Here is a 17,807-nt window from a genome sequence, read left to right as displayed (position 1 = left end):
GCATAACCTCTTGATCGTATTTCTCGATATTTCAAAGCGAAATTTTCCGCTTTAATTCGATAGGTAAATCGCTAGTCTTGGGCACAGTTCTTACGGGATTTGGGACATGCAGCTACGTAATTCACCGGCTCGCTATGGTTGGGTCAGCATGGTTTTGCACTGGGGCGTGGCCCTGGTGGTGTTTGGTTTGTTCGCGCTGGGCCTGTGGATGGTCGGTCTCGACTACTACAGCGCCTGGCGCAAAGACGCGCCCGACCTGCACAAGAGCATCGGCATCACGCTGTTCGCCATCATGCTCGTGCGCATCGTCTGGCGTTTGGTCAGCCCGCCACCACCGCCGCTGGCCAGCTACAGTCGTTTGACCCGTTTGGGCGCTGCGTTTGGCCATGCGTTCCTGTATCTCGGGCTGTTTGCCGTGATGATTGCCGGTTACCTGATTTCCACCGCAGACGGTGTCGGTATCCCGGTGTTTGGCCTGTTTGAGATTCCTGCCGTGGTTTCCGGGCTACCGGACCAGGCAGACACTGCCGGTGTGGTGCACTTGTACCTTGCCTGGGTGTTGGTGGTCTTTGCCGGTTTGCACGGCGTGGCTGCATTGAAACACCACTTTATCGATCGTGATGCGACCCTCCTGCGAATGCTGGGGCGCAAAGCCTGATGTTCAACCTCGACTCACAAGGAATAGAAAGCATGTTGAAAAAGACACTCGCCGCTCTGGCAATCGGTTCTGCTCTGCTGTCCGCCGGTTCAGCGATGGCCGCTGACTACGTGATCGACAAAGAAGGCCAGCACGCCTTCGTCGACTTCAAGATCAGCCACTTGGGCTACAGCTACATCACCGGTACCTTCAAGGACCTGGACGGCAAGTTCAGCTTCGACGCTGCCAAGCCTGAAGACGCCAAGATCGAAGTGAACGTGCGCACCGCCAGCGTGTTCACCAACCACGCCGAACGTGACAAGCACATCGCCAGCAAAGACTTCCTGGACGTTGCCAAGTTTGCCGACGCCAAGTTCGTGTCCACCAAGGTCACGCCAACCGGCAAGAATGCTGATGGCAAAGTCACTGCTGACGTAGCAGGCGACCTGACCCTGCTGGGCGTGACCAAGCCAGTTGTGGTCAAGGCCACGTTCCTGGGTGAAGGCAAGGATCCATGGGGCGGCTACCGTGCCGGCTTCGAAGGCACCACCACCATCAATCGCCAGGACTTCGGCAAGCAGATGGACCTGGGTCCAGCGTCCAACTCGGTTGAGTTGTACGTGACGTTTGAAGGTGTGAAAGCGAAGTAATTTTCGCCTCGCACACAAAAATGCCCCGCATCTTTGGATGCGGGGCATTTTTTATGGCGCGTTGAAAATCAGCGGTTGCGGGTCAGCAACGCCGGTTTTTCACCACGAGGACGGCCTGGCAGTTGATCCAACTGCTCGGGTGTCGGGAAGCGGTCAGCCTTCGACTCCTTGTGGATGATCTTCGGCGCCGGGCCACCGCGCGGGTTCTGCACGGCAGGTTCGGACGAGCGTGGCTGGTCGTCACGGGCCGGGCGGCGGTTGTTGCTGCGCGAGTCTTCGCGACGGGCTTGACCGTCACGCGGTGCGCCATTGCGCGGGCCGCTGCGTTTGGCAGGTGGCGTGCCGGTGGTGCCGCCGCTGCTGTTGCGCGGACCATTCTGACGGCCGCCCTGCGGCTGGCCGCCACGTGGAGCGGCTGCGCCTGCACCCTGTGCCGGTGCACCTGGACGACGGCCACGGCCCTGGGCCGGTTTGGCCTGAGGCACGTAGTCGACGCGGTTACCGAAGTTGTCCACGTCGTCGTCGAGGAACTCGTCCGGGGCGCGGTCGGCGGCGGCGCGTGGCGGCTGGCTTGGCTGGCGCTGTTCGCGGGCCGGGGTGCCTTCGCGCGGCTTTTGCTCACGGGCTGGGCGTTCGCCACGGCCGTTGGTGGGCGCTTTGTCCTTGCCGCCTTTGTCCTTGCCTTTGTCGCGACGGCCACCGCCACCACCGCCACCGTTCGGGCCATCGCCCTTCGGACCGCGTGGGTTGCGTGGGTTACGCACATCCGGACGCTCGCGCACTTCAGGCTTTTCAGCCTCTACGGCGCTGGCATCGAAGCCCATCAGGTCGCCGTCGGCGATTTTCTGCTTGGTCATGCGCTCAATGCTTTTCAGCAGTTTTTCTTCGTCCGGGGCGACCAGCGAAATGGCCTCGCCCGAACGCCCGGCACGGCCAGTACGGCCGATACGGTGCACATAGTCTTCGTCGACGTTTGGCAGCTCGAAATTGACCACGTGTGGCAGTTGGTCGATATCCAGGCCGCGCGCGGCGATGTCGGTGGCGACCAGGATGCGCACTTCACCGGCCTTGAAATCGGCCAGGGCTTTGGTGCGCGCGTTCTGGCTCTTGTTGCCGTGGATGGCGACGGCGGTGAGGCCGTGCTTGTCCAGGTACTCGGCCAGGCGGTTGGCGCCGTGCTTGGTGCGGGTAAACACCAGCACTTGTTCCCAGGCGCCGGCGGTGATCAGGTGGGCCAGCAGCGCACGCTTGTGGCTGGCAGCCAGGCGGAATACGCGTTGCTCGATCCGCTCGACCGTGGTGTTCGGCGGCGTGACTTCGATGCGTTCCGGGTTGTGCAGCAGCTTGCCGGCCAGGGCAGTGATGTCCTGGGAGAACGTTGCCGAGAACAGCAGGTTCTGACGTTTGGCCGGCAGGCGTGCGAGGACCTTTTTCACGTCATGGACAAAGCCCATGTCGAGCATGCGGTCGGCTTCGTCCAGCACGAGGATTTCCACGTGGGACAAGTCAACGCTGCCTTGGCCGCACAGGTCGAGCAAACGACCCGGGCAGGCGACCAGCACGTCAACACCGCGGGACATGGCCTGAACCTGTGGGTTCATGCCGACGCCGCCGAAGATGCAGGCGCTGACGAACTTCAAGTCGCGGGCATACAGCTTGAAGCTGTCGTGCACTTGGGCGGCGAGTTCGCGGGTAGGGGTCAGGACCAGTACGCGCGGTTGGCGCGGGCCGTGACGCTGGGATTTGTCCGGGTGACCGTTGGGGAACAAGCGCTCCAGAATCGGGAGAGCGAAACCACCGGTTTTACCAGTACCTGTCTGAGCCGCAACCATCAGGTCGCGACCTTGCAACACGGCGGGAATGGCCCGCTGTTGCACCGGAGTAGGCTCGGTATAGCCCGCTGCCTCGATGGCGCGGACTAAAGCCTCGGAGAGACCGAGGGAAGCAAAGGACATGAGTAATCCTGTTTTAGTTAGGGCTTGGCCCAAAGGGATAATCTTGCCGGGCGTGAATGGCGCTTAGGGGAGCGCAACCCCGTCCGGTCCTGCTGCGTCTGGCGGGCACTCCACCGGCTCGCGCGGGCTGAAAGCTGCGCAGTAGCTGGGTTAGGTGCCTTTTTCAAGACCTCAGCGGCCGGGCGTGAGCCTGGCGGAAAGGCCGGAGTATAACAGAGCAATCACGGCGCGCTGCTTTCCTGCTGCTCAACGGTGTGTTCAGAGGCCGTAATGGCCTGGATTCCGCCGTATTTTGCGCTTAAGTCGGCGTAGGCCGGCTCTTGTTTGAAGCGCTTGAGCTCGGCGGCGAAGCGCTGCACCAGCAAATCCATGCCGGCGCCACGGCGCACGGCAAGAAACTGCGGCTGGCGGCTGACCACCACGGGCGCCTGGCTGACCTTGCCCTCCAGGCCCATGGCCTTGATTACATGCTGGCCCACTCGGCGGTCCGTAATGACCAGATCGATGCGCCCCAGCGACAGCTTGCCGAAGTTGGCCTCATGGCTGGGCGCCGGCTCGCGGTTGAACAAGGTCGACTCGCTGAAATCTTCGCCATAGAGGTAGCCAGGGGATGTACCGACGGTGAGCCCGCGCAGATCATCGAGGGTTTCGGCCGGATGAGGGCGGTCGTTGGCGTAGAACAGCACGAATTCGACATCCGACAGCGGCTCGCTGGGGTAAAGCAGCAGGGCGTCGCGCTCATGGCTGTGAAAGATGTCCAGTGCGCCATCGGCGTGGCCTTGGTCGAGCATCGCCAGGCAGCGCTTCCAGGGCAGGAATTGCCATTGCACGTCCACGCCCAGGCGTTGGAACACGGTCACCGTGGTTTCGTAATCCAGCCCGCGCATGCTGCCTTTGTCGTCGTAGACGTAGGGGGCCCAGGGCTCGGTGACAATGCGCAGTTTCTCACCGTAAGCGGTGAGGCTCAGGCAAGTAAAAAACACAGCAGTCAACAACTTGAGAATGACAGGCATGCCCTGAGGTTACGACGCTCTTGCGCTAAAGAGAAGCTCTGGCGCAAGCATTCGCGGGCACGTTGATGTGGCGCATTTAAAACAAAAAGGCCCTCGTATTGACGAGGGCCTTTGAGTCACGGAGCAAGCCTCAGCGTGGCAGCTTGAGGTTGTTCCAGATGGCCAGGCTCGGTTCGGCCTGGTTCAGGGTGTAGAAGTGCAACCCTGGCGCGCCGCCTTGCAGCAGTTGTTCGCACATCTGGGTGATGACCTGCTCGCCAAACGCCTGGATGCTCTTGACGTCGTCGCCGTAGGCTTCCAGTTGCTTGCGCACCCAGCGCGGGATTTCAGCGCCGCAAGCGTCGGAGAAGCGCGCCAGCTTGCTGTAGTTGGTGATCGGCATGATGCCCGGCACGATCGGGATGTTCACGCCCATGGCCCGTACACGCTCGACGAAGTAGAAATAGCTGTCGGCGTTGAAAAAGTACTGGGTGATCGCACTGTCGGCGCCGGCGTTGGCCTTGCGCACGAAATTCTGCAGGTCGTCTTCGAAATTGCGTGCCTGGGGATGCATCTCCGGGTACGCCGCCACTTCGATATGGAAGTGATCGCCGCTTTCTTCACGGATGAAATTCACCAGGTCATTGGCGTAGCGCAGCTCACCGCTGGCCATGCCCATGCCGGACGGCAAATCGCCACGCAGGGCGACGATGCGCTTGATGCCGGCTTGCTTGTACTGGGTCAGCAGGCCGCGCAGGTCGGCTTTGCTGTCGCCCACGCACGACAAGTGCGGAGCGGCGGGAACTTTGACTTCGCTTTCCAGCTGCAACACGGTGTTGATCGTGCGATCACGGGTCGAACCGCCGGCGCCGTAGGTGCAGGAGAAGAAGTCGGGGTTGTAACTGGCCAACTGCTTGGCGGTCGCCATCAGTTTTTCATGCCCAGCATCGGTCTTGGTCGGGAAGAACTCGAAGCTGTAGCGACGGTCTTGGGACATGGTAATAACCCTATGAAACTCAGATACCGGAAGTCATGCACCGATTTAATGTGGGAGCGGGCTTGCTCGCGAATGCGGTGTATCAGTCGCCGATTGCATCAACTGACATACCGCATTCGCGAGCAAGCCCGCTCCCACACAAGCCCGCTCCGCCAGGGAGCGGGCCGGCTGCTTAGTAGCGGTAAGCGTGCGGCTTGAACGGGCCTTCAACCGTCACGCCGATGTAGTCGGCCTGGGTCTTGGTCAGTTGAGTCACTACGCCGCCAAAGCCGCGGACCATTTCCAGGGCCACTTCTTCGTCGAGTTTCTTGGGCAGCACTTCCACGGTCAGGCGCTCGGCTTTCTGGGCTGGCGACAGGTCGGCGTACTTCTGGCCGAACAGGAAGATCTGCGCCAGAACCTGGTTGGCGAACGAACCGTCCATGATGCGGCTTGGGTGGCCAGTAGCATTGCCCAGGTTAACCAGACGGCCTTCAGCCAGCAGGATCAGGTAGTCGTCGTTCTGTGGGTCAAAATCGCCAGCGCCGGTGCGGTGAACCTTGTGCACCTGCGGCTTCACTTCTTCCCATGCCCAGTTTTTGCGCATGAAAGCGGTGTCGATTTCGTTGTCGAAGTGACCGATGTTGCACACCACAGCGCGCTTTTTCAGGGCTTTGAGCATGTTCGCGTCGCAAACATTCACGTTACCGGTGGTGGTCACGATCAGGTCGATCTTGCCCAGCAGGGCCTTGTCGACGCTCGCTTCGGTGCCGTCGTTCTGGCCGTTGATGAACGGCGAAACCACTTCGAAGCCGTCCATGCAGGCTTGCATGGCGCAAATCGGGTCAACTTCGGAGACTTTAACGATCATGCCTTCCTGACGCAGGGACTGGGACGAACCCTTGCCCACGTCGCCGTAGCCGATCACCAGGGCTTGTTTGCCCGACAGCAGGTGGTCGGTGCCGCGCTTGATGGCATCGTTCAGGCTGTGACGGCAGCCGTACTTGTTGTCGTTCTTGCTCTTGGTCACCGAGTCGTTGACGTTGATGGCCGGGATTTTCAGCTCGCCCTTGGCCAGCATGTCCAGCAGGCGGTGCACGCCGGTGGTGGTTTCTTCGGTCACGCCGTGGACGCGGTCGAGGATCTGCGGGTACTTCTTGTGCAGCAGCTCAGTCAGGTCGCCGCCGTCGTCGAGGATCATGTTGGCGTCCCATGGCTTGCCATCTTTGAGGATGGTTTGCTCCAGGCACCACTCGTACTCTTCTTCGGTCTCGCCCTTCCAGGCATAGACCGCGATGCCGGCAGCAGCGATAGCAGCAGCGGCCTGATCTTGAGTCGAGAAAATGTTGCAGGACGACCAACGCACTTCGGCGCCCAGCGCGACCAGGGTCTCGATCAGCACGGCTGTCTGGATGGTCATGTGGATGCAGCCGAGAATCTTCGCGCCCTTGAGCGGTTGCTCGGCGGCGTATTTGCGACGCAGGCCCATCAGGGCAGGCATTTCGGATTCGGCGATAAAGGTTTCGCGACGGCCCCAGGCAGCGAGGGACATGTCGGCGACTTTGTAGTCGGTGAAATCTGCAGGCGTGATTACAGCGCTCATGAAGAGCCTCCATTCGTAGTGTGCGAATGGGCGCCGTTGTGCGTTTAGTATCAAACCCGATAAACCAGGCCTGACAACGCCCCATCCGAGCCTGACAGGTCGAGCCTGCTGCAGCGCCCCTCGGACAGGTGGCGGGAGAACGGTATCAATCAGAGATGACCGTTTTGAAGCGGTGGCGATTATAGCTGTGTGCGCCAGACTTCCCAAGCCTTTCTGTCGGGCATATGAAGATCGCTCATGGGCTTGATAGGCAATGGCTCATAGAGCTTGGGCCTGGGCTCTGCCATGATGTTGCCCATCATTTCGCAATATGCTTTGGAGTGACCATGAACTTCCACACCCGCAAATGGGTAAAACCCGAAGACCTCAACCCCAACGGCACCCTGTTCGGCGGCAGCCTGCTGCGCTGGATCGACGAAGAAGCGGCCATTTACGCGATTGTGCAATTGGGCAACCAGCGCGTGGTGACCAAATACATCTCCGAAATCAACTTCGTCAGCGCCTCGCGCCAGGGCGACATCATCGAGCTGGGCATCACCGCCACCGAGTTCGGCCGCACCTCCATCACCCTGACCTGCGAAGTGCGCAACAAGATCACGCGCAAAAGTATCCTGACCGTAGAAAAAATGGTTTTCGTCAACCTCGGCGAAGACGGCTTGCCGGCGCCCCACGGTCGCACTGAGATCAAGTACGTGAAGGACCAGTTCCAGGAAGACGGCATCAAGGACTAATCCTGCCGCTGGCCAGTGAACGCTATTGATAGGTCAAAGGTCGTACCTGAACAACGCCCCCCGTTCAGGTATCACCATGGCTACGCAAACAGACGGCAAGACCCCTAACCTGTCGCAGGAAGAACAGCACGACGTCGACAAGAACCAGCCGCCCCGCGCGGCGGTTCTGCATGAAATCATCCGCACCCAGGGCGATCAAGAACTGGAACGCACCGTGGCCGCATTGTGGTGGTCGGCGCTGGCCGCCGGCCTGACCATGGGCCTGTCGTTGATGGGCATGGGCCTGCTCAATTCGCGGCTACCGGACGGCGAAGGGTTCAAAGTGATCGCCAGTTTCGGGTACTGCGCAGGTTTCCTGGCGGTGATCCTCGCCCGTCAGCAGTTGTTTACCGAAAACACCCTGACGGCCGTGCTGCCAGTGATGAGCAAGCCAACCCTGGCCAACGCCGGACGCTTGCTGCGCCTGTGGACAGTGGTGCTGGTGGGCAACCTGTGCGGCACCTTGCTGGTGGCGTATGTGATGCTGCATTTGCCGATCTTCGACACCAAGACCGACATGGCCTTCCTCGAAATCGGTCGCAAAGTCATGGAAAACGACCCCGGCCAGATGTTCGCGAAGGGCATTATTTCCGGCTGGATGATCGCCACCATGGTGTGGATGATCCCGTCCATGGAAAGCGCGAAAATGTTCATCATTATCCTGATTACCTACCTGATGGCGCTGGGTGACTTCACCCATATCGTCGTTGGGTCGGCGGAAGTCTCGTACCTGGTGTTTGCGGGCGAACTGCCGTGGAAGGATTTCTGGCTGGTGTTCGCCGGGCCGACGCTGGCGGGCAACATCATCGGCGGCAGTTTCATCTTTGCGCTGATCAGCCACGCACAGATTCGCAGCGAAAACAGTTTACCGGGCGAGACCGCAGACCCGCGCCACCCCCAGCAGGTCAACAAAGAGCGGTAAGCCGATTCGTCATAAATGAATGGCAAAGTCGCTGCGCGGCTTTCCATTCATGAAAGAAGGATCTTTATGCGGGCTTCCCCTTTTTTACGGGTGCGCAATGGGTGCGCGCTGATCGTGGCGCTGGGCGTGTTCGGCATGGCGCAGGCCAGGGACGATGCGGCGGATCGCTCGGTGACCATCGAAAAGAATACTCAACACTACGTGATCAACGCCGACGGCAGTTATGTGCTGCAGGCCGATAAGGTCACGTTGATCAACGAAGAGCGAGCCATCAGGTTCAGTGCCCAGCAGGCGGTCAGTTACAACCGCTCGCTGGACAGCCTGGAGATTGTCGAAGCCTTCACGCTCAAGCCCGACGGGCGCAAAGTGAGGGTCACCGCGCCGCAGATCAGGGAGCAACAGGAGCAGGCGTCGGCGAATGCCCCGATGTTTCAGGACTCACGGGTCAAAGTGGTGATTTTTCCTGAGGTGGCGGTAGGGGATCGTCTGAGCCTGCGCTACACACGAACGCGCAAGACGGCGTTATTCCCTGGCGAGTTCACCGACTTCGCCACGCCGAGCCTGAGCCAGACCCAGGATTACAGCCTGACCTATGACCTGCCGGCCGACAAACCCTTGTATGCCGAGGCTCGGGGTTTCAAGGCGGCCCCCCCTGCGCAGGCCACCGCCGGGCGCAAGGTCTACCGTTGGGACTATGTGCCGGTTGACAAACTCCGACCTGAGCAGAGTGCTGTGGCCTACACCGACTATGGCCAAATCCTCGCCGTTTCGACCTTTGCAAACTACCAAGACCTGGCCAAAGCGTACCAGGCACGGGCCCAGGTCGAGGTGACGCCGCAAATCACTGAGTTGGCGCACACGCTCACGGCCGACCAGCCAACGCCTCGGGCCAAAGCCCTGGCGCTCAGTGACTGGGTGCGCAAGAACATCCGTTATGTGGCGGTGTACATCGATGCCGGCGGCGTGGTGCCACACTCGGCGCAGTCCGTGCTGGATAACCGTTACGGCGACTGCAAGGACCATGTGGCCTTGCTCGAAGCCATGCTAAAGGCCGTGGCCATCGACAGCTCGCCGGCGCTGATCAACCTGGGCAATGCCTACACCTTGCCCACGGTGGCCGCGTTACGTGTGATCAACCATGTGATCACCTATGTGCCCAGCCTTGACCTGTACCTGGACTCTACCGCCCGTTTCATCGCCGCCGGTTACCTGCCGCTGCAGGACCTGGATAAGCCAGTGTTGTTGACGCGCACCGGCGAGATGGCGCGTACCCCGGCCACTCAAGCTGGCAAGTTGTCCAGTGAGTTGGTGTTCAAGATCGATGACACGGGCGCGGCGGATTTTACCCAAACGTCTCTGGCCGAAGGTTGGCGCACGGAAGCGATGCGTTTTGGTATCAGGTCGCTGCCGCCGACGGAGCGTGAGCAGATCATTCAGAAAACGCTACGCAGCCATGGCCTGGCGGGCAGCGGTGCGCTGCAAACAGATGCACTCGACGGGGATGCGTCCGGCTTCAACACCACGTTGGCCGGGCGCACGGAAAACCTCGTCAACTTACCGGGGCCGATCGGCGTGCCGGCCCTCAGTCGACTGGGCAGCAATATTGCTCAGGACGTGCAGGCCCTGTCGGTAGAAAAGGAGCGGCTGCAGAACTTCAGCTGTTTCGCCAACCAGAGTATTGAAAAGGCCCGCTTCGAGTTTCCCGAAGGGGTGAATATTCTGGCGGTGCCCAAGACCGTTTCGCTTAAGAACGCGGATGTTACCTACGACGCCCGTTACGAGCGCAGCGGCAACACCGTACTGGTTTCCCGCACCCTGGCGTTCAGTCATCCCGAAGCGGTGTGCAGCCCTGCGTGGTTCAAGGCGATGCAGCCGATGATCGAGGCGATGTTCAATGACCTGAAAAGCCAGATCATCGTGCAGACCCTCTGACCGTAATGCGGGCGGCGAAGTCAGCTCGCCGCCCGTGTCCATCAGTGGGTCTCGGCCTGCGGAGCCGGTTCATCCTTGGTCACGTGTTTGACCAGCTTGCCGATGCTCAAACCCTGCAGCAGGATCGACGACAGCACCACGATGTAGGTGATGCTCAGCAACAAGTCGCGCTCCGGCCCCAACGGCAAGGCCAGTGCCAATGCTACCGACACCCCGCCACGCAGGCCGCCCCAGGTAAGGATACGGATAGTGCCGCGCGGTACGGTGCGCCAGCGGCGCAGCAACAGGATCGCCGGGGCCACGGTCAGCAGGCGCGAAAGCAGGATCGCTACCGCCAGCAAACTGGCCGCCAATACGTGCAGCCAGTTGAACGGCAACAGCAACAGCTCCATGCCGATCAACGCGAACAGCAGGGCGTTGAGCATGTCATCGAGCAACTCCCAAATTTTGCCATTCGCATTTTTTTGTCAGTTGCCTGTGTTGCCTGTAGACTAGGCATCTTAGCCAGCTGAGCACGGATTTCGTAAGTGACAATCGTCAAAAAAGGGTCACCCATCGAAACCTATCCCTTCCGAGCCCTGGCGCCTGAGGTGGTGGAGTTGTTTCAGCGCTGCGCTGAGCTTAGGAAGGTGCCGTCAACAACGACACTGAAGCTTCTCGAATGCTTTTGTGACATCACCAACCAGACCTTGTCTTTTTTGAAGCTCTCATCATCAGCGCTGACTGACATCGTTGCGGGTTTTCAAGGAGCGTTGTTTGAACAGGATTTGGTCGGTACGTCTGACGTGACGCGCGCGAAGATTTCCGTTTATCTACAAGATATTCTGCTCGAAGCACGTAATTACGTCCCTTCCATGCCGCCGACTGAATTTGGGAGCGGGCTAAGAAAAAAATATAATCCGAAGTGGAGAAAAATACTTCTTGGTGTTGACCTGGGTAAAGTCAAATATTGGACTGGATGGCCTGTAGAGAACCGTAAAGGCACCACTTTGTATTGTCACTTTGCCAATATGTATAACAGCCATGGTCATGATTTTACATATGGTCTGTATGAGCAGTTGCGATTCCATATTTCCGGGTATGGGACGACACAGTTGACTATGCCCAATAAGATGGCTGACTTCCTGAGTGAGAATAGTGATTCCTGGCCTGAGGACACGTTTAACGATTCGACAATGATTTATAATTTCTTCTGGGATTTCAGAAAGAGTTTTTTCATGAGTGGCGAGGCCCTAGGGCTGGATATCGACGCACAAATGAAAACCTGGAATAAATATATTGGGTTCGTCGAGAAGATATTTATTCTTCCAGGTGTATGGGTCGAGCCCTTGGGCGGAAAACTGCCTTTGGCACCTGCGAAGCGAATTGATGGTCAGTCGACTAACATTCGAACGAATGATGATGGTGCTGATGTAAAGGTAAAGCTCGTACTGGAAATACCGTTACATCTTACTGAGTCTGAAGCTATTGAAGTTTTATTCATTTCCATATCTAAGCGGCTGAAGATTATTGAGAGCTGGGCCACAGCGCAGATTGCTGATCTATATGGTAGGGTTCTTCGTCGTAAACAGCTCGCTGCGCAGGGCGAATTAGTAGACACGACTAAGCGTAAGAAGGGACACCTATTAATAATTCCCAATATTTGCTGCATTTTTGAGACGTACGGCTACGGAGAGCCTTACAGTCACTACGCTTCTTTATCAGTGGATACAAAAGATTCTCAGACGCCTGCTTATGATTTGGCTAGTTACATGGGGATGCCACTGGCCGGAAGCCTCATGCCATTTCAGCTCCTACTTATCCTAAGGCATCCGATAATTACGTCAGAGTTTCTGGTTGATTTCGATCTCTGGAATAAGCTGGGGCAGAGATCAGGATATGTATTGGATGGGGCGGTATATAAGCTGGTGGGGTACAAAGATCGTAAGGGGGCAGGAAGGTCTGAGCAGAAAATTACGCTAACCCCAGAAACTAAAGCTTTGGTCGACCAAATTATTGAGATTACTGCGCCCCTACGTGAGTATCTGAAGTCGCAGGGTAATCCCATATGGAGAAAATTGTTCATCACATGCGGTAACGCATTTTCTCCGCCAGTCAAGAGCACCCTAGCACCGTGGTCGAGGTCAACACTCAGACCTGGTACATACTTGAGAACTAATCTTTTAACTCAGTTTCGTCCTCACACAGAAATGCCCGAAGATGACCTCGTTAAGTTTTTGGAGATGGTGAGTGCATCTTCAGTGCGCGCATCCCGAGTCGCCGAGATATTTATTAAGACGCACAGCGCTGAAACTACCTCTCAGGCTTTAGGTCATGAGAGCTACGATCCTAATCTCATGGATCACTACCTCCCCAAAGTGATCATCGATTTCCTTCATGAGAGGCGCATGCGAGTATTCAATAAAATATTAATTTGTCATAGCCTTCAAGATAGCCCGTTTTTATTTCGGGCGAGTAATTTTTCAAGCGTGGCTGAATTAGATACTTTCCTAGTGAATCATGCTTTTGGGGATGTCCCTGCATATCTTCAAGATCCAGAGGGCCGCCATGAAAAGCTTGAGAACGACGGGACTGTATATGCGTTAGTGTCTGCAGATATTTTGAGCGTGCTGCTTTCGATAAAACAGGCTGTTGAGCAAGCGCCAACCAATCAGAAAGTTAATGCTAAGGCCGTGTACTGGGCGACCTACACAGGCTTTCTTGAGAGGGAGATCAGTAAGCATCGAGATGCAACTTATCGGAGCGAACTCTACAGGGCGTCATTAATAGCAAACGCAGAGTCTATGGAGAGATTTGTTTATGAATGCGCCCTCTAAACTTGGCTTCCTAAGTGAGCCTCGCTTGGCGCCGGCAGAAGCTTTTCGCAAAGCTTCCTGGCTGACCACTGATTTTAATGCTTCCGTCTGGCATGTGAATTTCAGCGGTGATCCCATCCCACTCAACTGGAAGGTCGCTCTAGACAACAATTCATACCTGACTGATGACGAGAATCTAGATCTATTGAATGGTCTCAAATATTCGCTCATTGGCGCCACGCGAAATAGCCTGGTTGAAATGGCTAACTCTCAATGTGTTGAGACATTAAGGCGGAAGTTTCACGCAGCTGTAGGTGTTATTGACTGTCTGCTAATACATTCACGTGCGCTTAAACTTTCAAGTGCAGGGTTGGCAGGTTTGTCTGAAGGCGATATAAAATGGATACTAAATAAGCTGTCTTCAGAATCTTCCGTGGCCGAAGCGCTGTATGATTGGTCAGGCAAATTGTGTGAGTATGCTCTAGCACTGTTGAATGAGATCCCGAGCGAGACGATTGCTTCCCTATTGGAAGCGAATCCGTCGATGTCAGAGATAAGTTCTACTCAGCTCGAGTCTAACGAGCTTGATATTACGGTTGATAATGTTCCACGTATTCGGGCCGCTTTATACTATAAAGGCCACTACGACGGACATAGAGGTGCTGGCTATACGGTAAACTCTGTACGTATCTCAAACGAAATTTACAAAAATACTATCCGTGGCAGCTTGGCCAAACCGAGGCATGAAATCCTTAGTTTTTATCCGCTTGGAGAATCCTATAAGCGTGAGATGGAGGGGGTCAAGGTTGTTTCTAGTTCGGGGAGTCTTATGGCTGAGTCCCAGTACAGGCTATTTTACAATTTCTTATATGGAATGGGGCTGCTTAAAGATCTTGGTATGCCAGGGCCTAGTGAGCGAGTCTTGGATCGAATTAAAGGTTACACGCCAGAGCTCGCCAAGCCTGGTCGTTTTGTGACAATCCCGTCTGGCACCATTTTTAAGTTATTCAAAGGTGCTGTCGAGTTTCATTACGAGCTGGGCCCGCTCGTGGTTGAGGGATTTTGCAGGTTGGCTCGATACTGTGATGAGCATGACAAGTCGCTTACAAGCCTAACAGATGAACAGGTTGTTTCAATTGTAGGAAGTGATTTGGAGCGTCACGGCGTAACGAAGCTGGGGCTTGGTTGTAGAAATACAAGTGATGTCGATGGCAGTGGTCTTGAAAATCGCAAGGGAGCGAAAGAGGACTATTTTGAGCGGCTCAGATCCAATGTAGGCTTGCTAGAACTTGTCTATGTTTATATTGGAGTTATTCAATTCGTTGTTGGTTTACTTATGGCTCGGCGAATCGACGAGCTTTTGCAGATCCCATCAGCACAAGCATTCGACTCCACGAATACATGGCTGATGTTTAAGAGAGAAAAGAGCACAGTAAATACGTATGGTCTCCGTAAGTATGATGCTAGGCCTATAGATCCTCTTGCTGTACAGATGCTTGCGCAATTAGTGCGGCTCCAAGAGGAGCTGATTAATGCGGGTTTCTCGGCTGAAGCTCCTACTATTTTCTCTGTTCCTTCTCTGCATGGAAGAAAGGTACTATATTCGGCCACGAAAACAAGCATGAGTACCTGCTTCGACTTCTTTTGTGATTATTTCGAGAGCGAAGTTAATGAGGTCGGTCTTCGGTATTACATCAGACAACACCAGTTGCGACGTGTAGCAGCTTTGTTGTTTTTTCACGCGTATGGGAAAGGACGCATAGATACACTGCGTTGGATTCTCGGGCATAACGATATCGAGCACGCATGGAGGTACATTACATCTGCTACAGATGGAGCATCCCTCCGTGGTGCGGAAGCTCAAATAATTGCTGAGAAATTCTTTTCTGGTGATGTGCATAATTATAAGTCATTACGTGCGTTGATGAAGGAGCAGTTTGGAACGGATGATCTTCGCCTTGTAGATCAAGAGTCCTTTTCAGAGCGCTTGGAACACTTGATGAGTAAAGGTATTGTAAGATTTGAACCCGTATTTGTTATTGGAACTAATGGCAAAGAAATGCAGGTTCTTGTTCACGTAAAGGGCGCATAGTCATGGGTAAGCCTAGATCAGAAATTCAAGTTCATAATGAATCAATCAAGGCGCGGCAGGTTCTGTTGGAAGATGTACTTTCCGATATAAAAAAATACGCCTTAAATGAGATTGTCATTGCTGCTCTAAAAAATCAGGGCGCTTTGGCTTCCCTTTCTTATAAATTCGATCTGGCTGGACAGCAATACGCGATTGACTCTACAAGTCTGAACACTCTCAAAAAGAAATCTGATGAACTGCTTGGTCATCACGGTTTTGCAGGGCTAGAGCGTCTTAGGGGGGTGGCTAAAGATGCAGTTGCTGCGTATGCCGGAAAGGACAGCAAACCCACCAAAAAGACCAAGTACGGGTTGGAGCAGATTAATAGCGAGTTGGAATGCGCAGTGGTCGCACTACGCCGCTCTAATTTCAGGTTGCTCCAAGGGCTTTCCGCTGCTATCTCAGGCATCAAAGAAACCAGGGATGGTTCTAGTGAGGCTGTTAGAAATAAAAGCGCCAGCGAAGCTATAAATGCACTGCTGGCAATAGTCTCGCTTAATGAGTCTCCTTTTGATGTGATCCCGTCTCACGAGAATATCCAATCTTTAAAGGTGGTGCGGGGTGAGTAATTTCCCTGAGCGTAAGCTTTATTCAGTGATTCCTGAGCTTGAGTTGTTTGACCACAACGCACTGGGGAAGCTTGTGACTAGGGATGCGAGCAACCTGACATTCATCAATTGGCCAAACGGGGCGCCCTGTTTTAGCGCGAATCTGTACATGCTGTCCCTTACGGTTCGGCCCAATAGGATGAAGCGTAAGGGGTTAGCCCGTGCGGGCAGAAAAGGTGGGACGATTGGTGAATACGCTCAGAAAATCAGTCAACTGGTGAGATTCTGTTATGCTTCAAATATTGATTTTATAGATCTATCAGATAATGATTTTACGCGTTTTATTCATCATCTAGGGACGGAAGTTGACCCCAAAAATCTTCGTGAGAAGAGGAAAGCCACACTCGCGGTTGTAGACGTTGGGACTGTATGCATAGACTTCCTGAAGTACATTGGCGGGCTTTATGAGCAGCCCAATTTCGTCGCGACTGGAGGGCGAATAAAAGTTACTGAAAATGTTACGGTGAAGAAAGATAAGCGTGGTCGTGATTATGCTGTGCATAGCGTGTGGCATCACGCATTTCCACCTGGTGGTAGGAGGCACGAGCGGAATGCAATTCCAGCTGTTCATATCGACCAGCTCAGGAAAGCTGTTGATGAAATGGGTGGCTCGCGTTTCATCAAGATTCGACGGCATGCATTTATCTCAACTTTGGAAAACTCTGGAGCTAGGCTGTCAGAGGTGGCGAGTCTTAAAGTAGTAGATGTCCTGGCCGCGTATAAAATGAAACATCCTATGCTAAGGTTTATCACGCTAAAGGGTGACGATAATGAGGAAAGAGAAGTACCCGTAAATAAGATGTTTCTCAATGAGCTGGTATCATACATTGAGTTTCACAGGGATAAAATTGTAAGAAATAAATTTTCCAGTTTTAAAGATCATGGTTTCGTCTTTGTATCATCATCAACCGGAACTCCGATTTCAGAAACCTCCCTGGGCAACGAGATCGGTTCAGTGCGCAGGTTTGCTGGTATCGAGGAGCAGGCCTGCGCACACATGTTTCGCCACTCGTTTATCACGAATTTAGTAATGGAGTTCGTGCAGCGGGATAGATATAGGCGTGCCGGAGATTTTGAAGTCAGGTTGCTTTCTGATGAGAGCTATCTTGAGGAAGTTAAGATGTATACCGGTCAGAAATCAGTTGCGACTGTCATGGGCTATGTGCATGCGGCATTCAAGCAGATTGAGGGATATAGCACTACAGTTAGCAATGTTTTCCTAATGCGAGCCATGGAGCAGTTCGATAAATACTCTCGCAAACTCCGGGCTCAGCTCGGCTCTACCCTTACAATTCAAGAGTATAACGTAGAGATGGAGAAGCTTGAGACTTTAAGGGATGATGACTTTGCACGTGAGCTTGCGAGAGAGAAAACGGTCAAAGGAATCGCTCCGATTCTGCCTGGCCACGAATGATTCGATGAATTCTGGGACGAGTGTTGAGATACCATTGTTCATTACCAATGGATTCAAGCCTTAGGCTGTAGGTCAGGAGAACGTTTTGCTGCTGCTTTCACGCCTCTGGAACCTTATCAGCCCCGACCGCCGCCCAGAGTGGGAGAAAGCGCGTGAACGCGAGTTCATCCGGGTGGCGAACTCCTTGAACACCCTCAAGGTGACACCAGAGGGCGGAATGTCCATCGATCCTGAAGAACTCCGCGATCAGATAATCGCCTCACGTGAGCAACTCAAGCATCTCGTCCACACACCTGGTGCGCCTGGCAGGTCATTAAAAGCAGCGGTACACGTCACGGTGGATCAGGAAGAGAGTCCTACCTTAGAGGCTCCGGTGAGCGCATTGGACTGTATGGAGGTGGTAGTTTGGCGTCGGCTCTCTA

Annotated in this window: 13 protein-coding genes, 1 pseudogene and 1 riboswitch; of the genes and pseudogenes, 9 read left to right on the top strand and 5 right to left on the bottom strand. The window is 55.1% G+C overall.

Features of this window, described 5'->3' with window-relative positions:
• The first annotated feature begins 106 nt into the window (after positions 1-106).
• Complete coding sequence (locus AC19YS_RS06320) at positions 107-658, top strand: cytochrome b (RefSeq protein WP_106575643.1); 552 nt, start codon at positions 107-109, stop codon at positions 656-658.
• A gap of 32 nt (positions 659-690) precedes the next feature.
• Positions 691-1,287 (top strand): YceI family protein, encoded by a 597-nt coding sequence (locus tag AC19YS_RS06315; RefSeq protein WP_106575642.1) that lies wholly within the window; start codon positions 691-693, stop codon positions 1,285-1,287.
• Between the two features lie 68 nt (positions 1,288-1,355).
• Here AC19YS_RS06315 and rhlE2 read toward each other — a convergent pair whose 3' ends face one another.
• From rhlE2 to ahcY, 4 genes are all read right to left on the bottom strand, one after another.
• Positions 1,356-3,242, bottom strand: a complete 1,887-nt coding sequence (gene rhlE2, locus AC19YS_RS06310; RefSeq protein ID WP_106575641.1) for an RNA helicase RhlE2 — start codon at positions 3,240-3,242, stop codon at positions 1,356-1,358.
• 221 nt (positions 3,243-3,463) lie between these two features.
• Positions 3,464-4,255: a substrate-binding periplasmic protein gene (locus AC19YS_RS06305; RefSeq protein WP_106575640.1), complete on the bottom strand. Its 792-nt coding sequence runs from the start codon at positions 4,253-4,255 to the stop codon at positions 3,464-3,466.
• Positions 4,256-4,385: 130 nt separating this feature from the next.
• On the bottom strand, positions 4,386-5,231 hold the full coding sequence (metF, locus tag AC19YS_RS06300; RefSeq protein ID WP_200622168.1) for a methylenetetrahydrofolate reductase [NAD(P)H]: 846 nt from the start codon (positions 5,229-5,231) through the stop codon (positions 4,386-4,388).
• Between the two features lie 172 nt (positions 5,232-5,403).
• Positions 5,404-6,813, bottom strand: a complete 1,410-nt coding sequence (ahcY, locus tag AC19YS_RS06295; protein WP_106575638.1) for an adenosylhomocysteinase — start codon at positions 6,811-6,813, stop codon at positions 5,404-5,406.
• A 21-nt stretch (positions 6,814-6,834) separates the two neighbouring features.
• Positions 6,835-6,941, bottom strand: a riboswitch (S-adenosyl-L-homocysteine riboswitch).
• 198 nt (positions 6,942-7,139) lie between these two features.
• Between ahcY and AC19YS_RS06290 the strand changes: the two genes are divergently transcribed.
• From AC19YS_RS06290 to AC19YS_RS06280, 3 genes are all read left to right on the top strand, one after another.
• Positions 7,140-7,544: an acyl-CoA thioesterase gene (locus AC19YS_RS06290; RefSeq protein ID WP_064454506.1), complete on the top strand. Its 405-nt coding sequence runs from the start codon at positions 7,140-7,142 to the stop codon at positions 7,542-7,544.
• A gap of 76 nt (positions 7,545-7,620) precedes the next feature.
• Entirely contained in the window at positions 7,621-8,505 is an 885-nt protein-coding gene (locus AC19YS_RS06285) for a formate/nitrite transporter family protein (RefSeq protein WP_200622165.1), read from the top strand.
• A 66-nt stretch (positions 8,506-8,571) separates the two neighbouring features.
• Entirely contained in the window at positions 8,572-10,437 is a 1,866-nt protein-coding gene (locus AC19YS_RS06280; RefSeq protein ID WP_500601230.1) for a DUF3857 domain-containing transglutaminase family protein, read from the top strand.
• 41 nt (positions 10,438-10,478) lie between these two features.
• Here the strand turns inward: AC19YS_RS06280 and AC19YS_RS06275 are convergent.
• A pseudogene (locus tag AC19YS_RS06275) lies at positions 10,479-10,880 on the bottom strand (cation:proton antiporter domain-containing protein); the annotation flags it as partial.
• An 84-nt stretch (positions 10,881-10,964) separates the two neighbouring features.
• Between AC19YS_RS06275 and AC19YS_RS06270 the strand changes: the two are divergent.
• From AC19YS_RS06270 to AC19YS_RS06255, 4 genes are read left to right on the top strand one after another with little or no spacing between them, the layout of a single operon-like run.
• A complete protein-coding gene (locus AC19YS_RS06270) occupies positions 10,965-13,253 on the top strand; it encodes a hypothetical protein (protein WP_064361035.1) in 2,289 nt (762 codons plus the stop codon).
• The gene (locus AC19YS_RS06265) at positions 13,237-15,324 is read left to right on the top strand and encodes a hypothetical protein (RefSeq protein ID WP_064361036.1); all 2,088 of its coding nucleotides are present in this window, start codon (positions 13,237-13,239) and stop codon (positions 15,322-15,324) included. Before AC19YS_RS06270 ends, AC19YS_RS06265 begins: the two co-directional genes overlap by 17 nt.
• 2 nt (positions 15,325-15,326) lie before the next feature.
• Positions 15,327-15,932 (top strand): hypothetical protein, encoded by a 606-nt coding sequence (locus tag AC19YS_RS06260; RefSeq protein ID WP_064361037.1) that lies wholly within the window; start codon positions 15,327-15,329, stop codon positions 15,930-15,932.
• Positions 15,925-17,385, top strand: coding sequence for a tyrosine-type recombinase/integrase (locus AC19YS_RS06255; protein WP_500601228.1), 1,461 nt, complete (start codon positions 15,925-15,927; stop codon positions 17,383-17,385). Before AC19YS_RS06260 ends, AC19YS_RS06255 begins: the two co-directional genes overlap by 8 nt.
• Positions 17,386-17,807 lie beyond the last annotated feature (422 nt).

The organism is Pseudomonas sp. MF08831 (assembly GCF_059862645.1).
The sequence above is the reverse complement of the archived record's forward strand: the minus strand, read 5'-3'. Positions and strand labels throughout refer to the sequence as shown.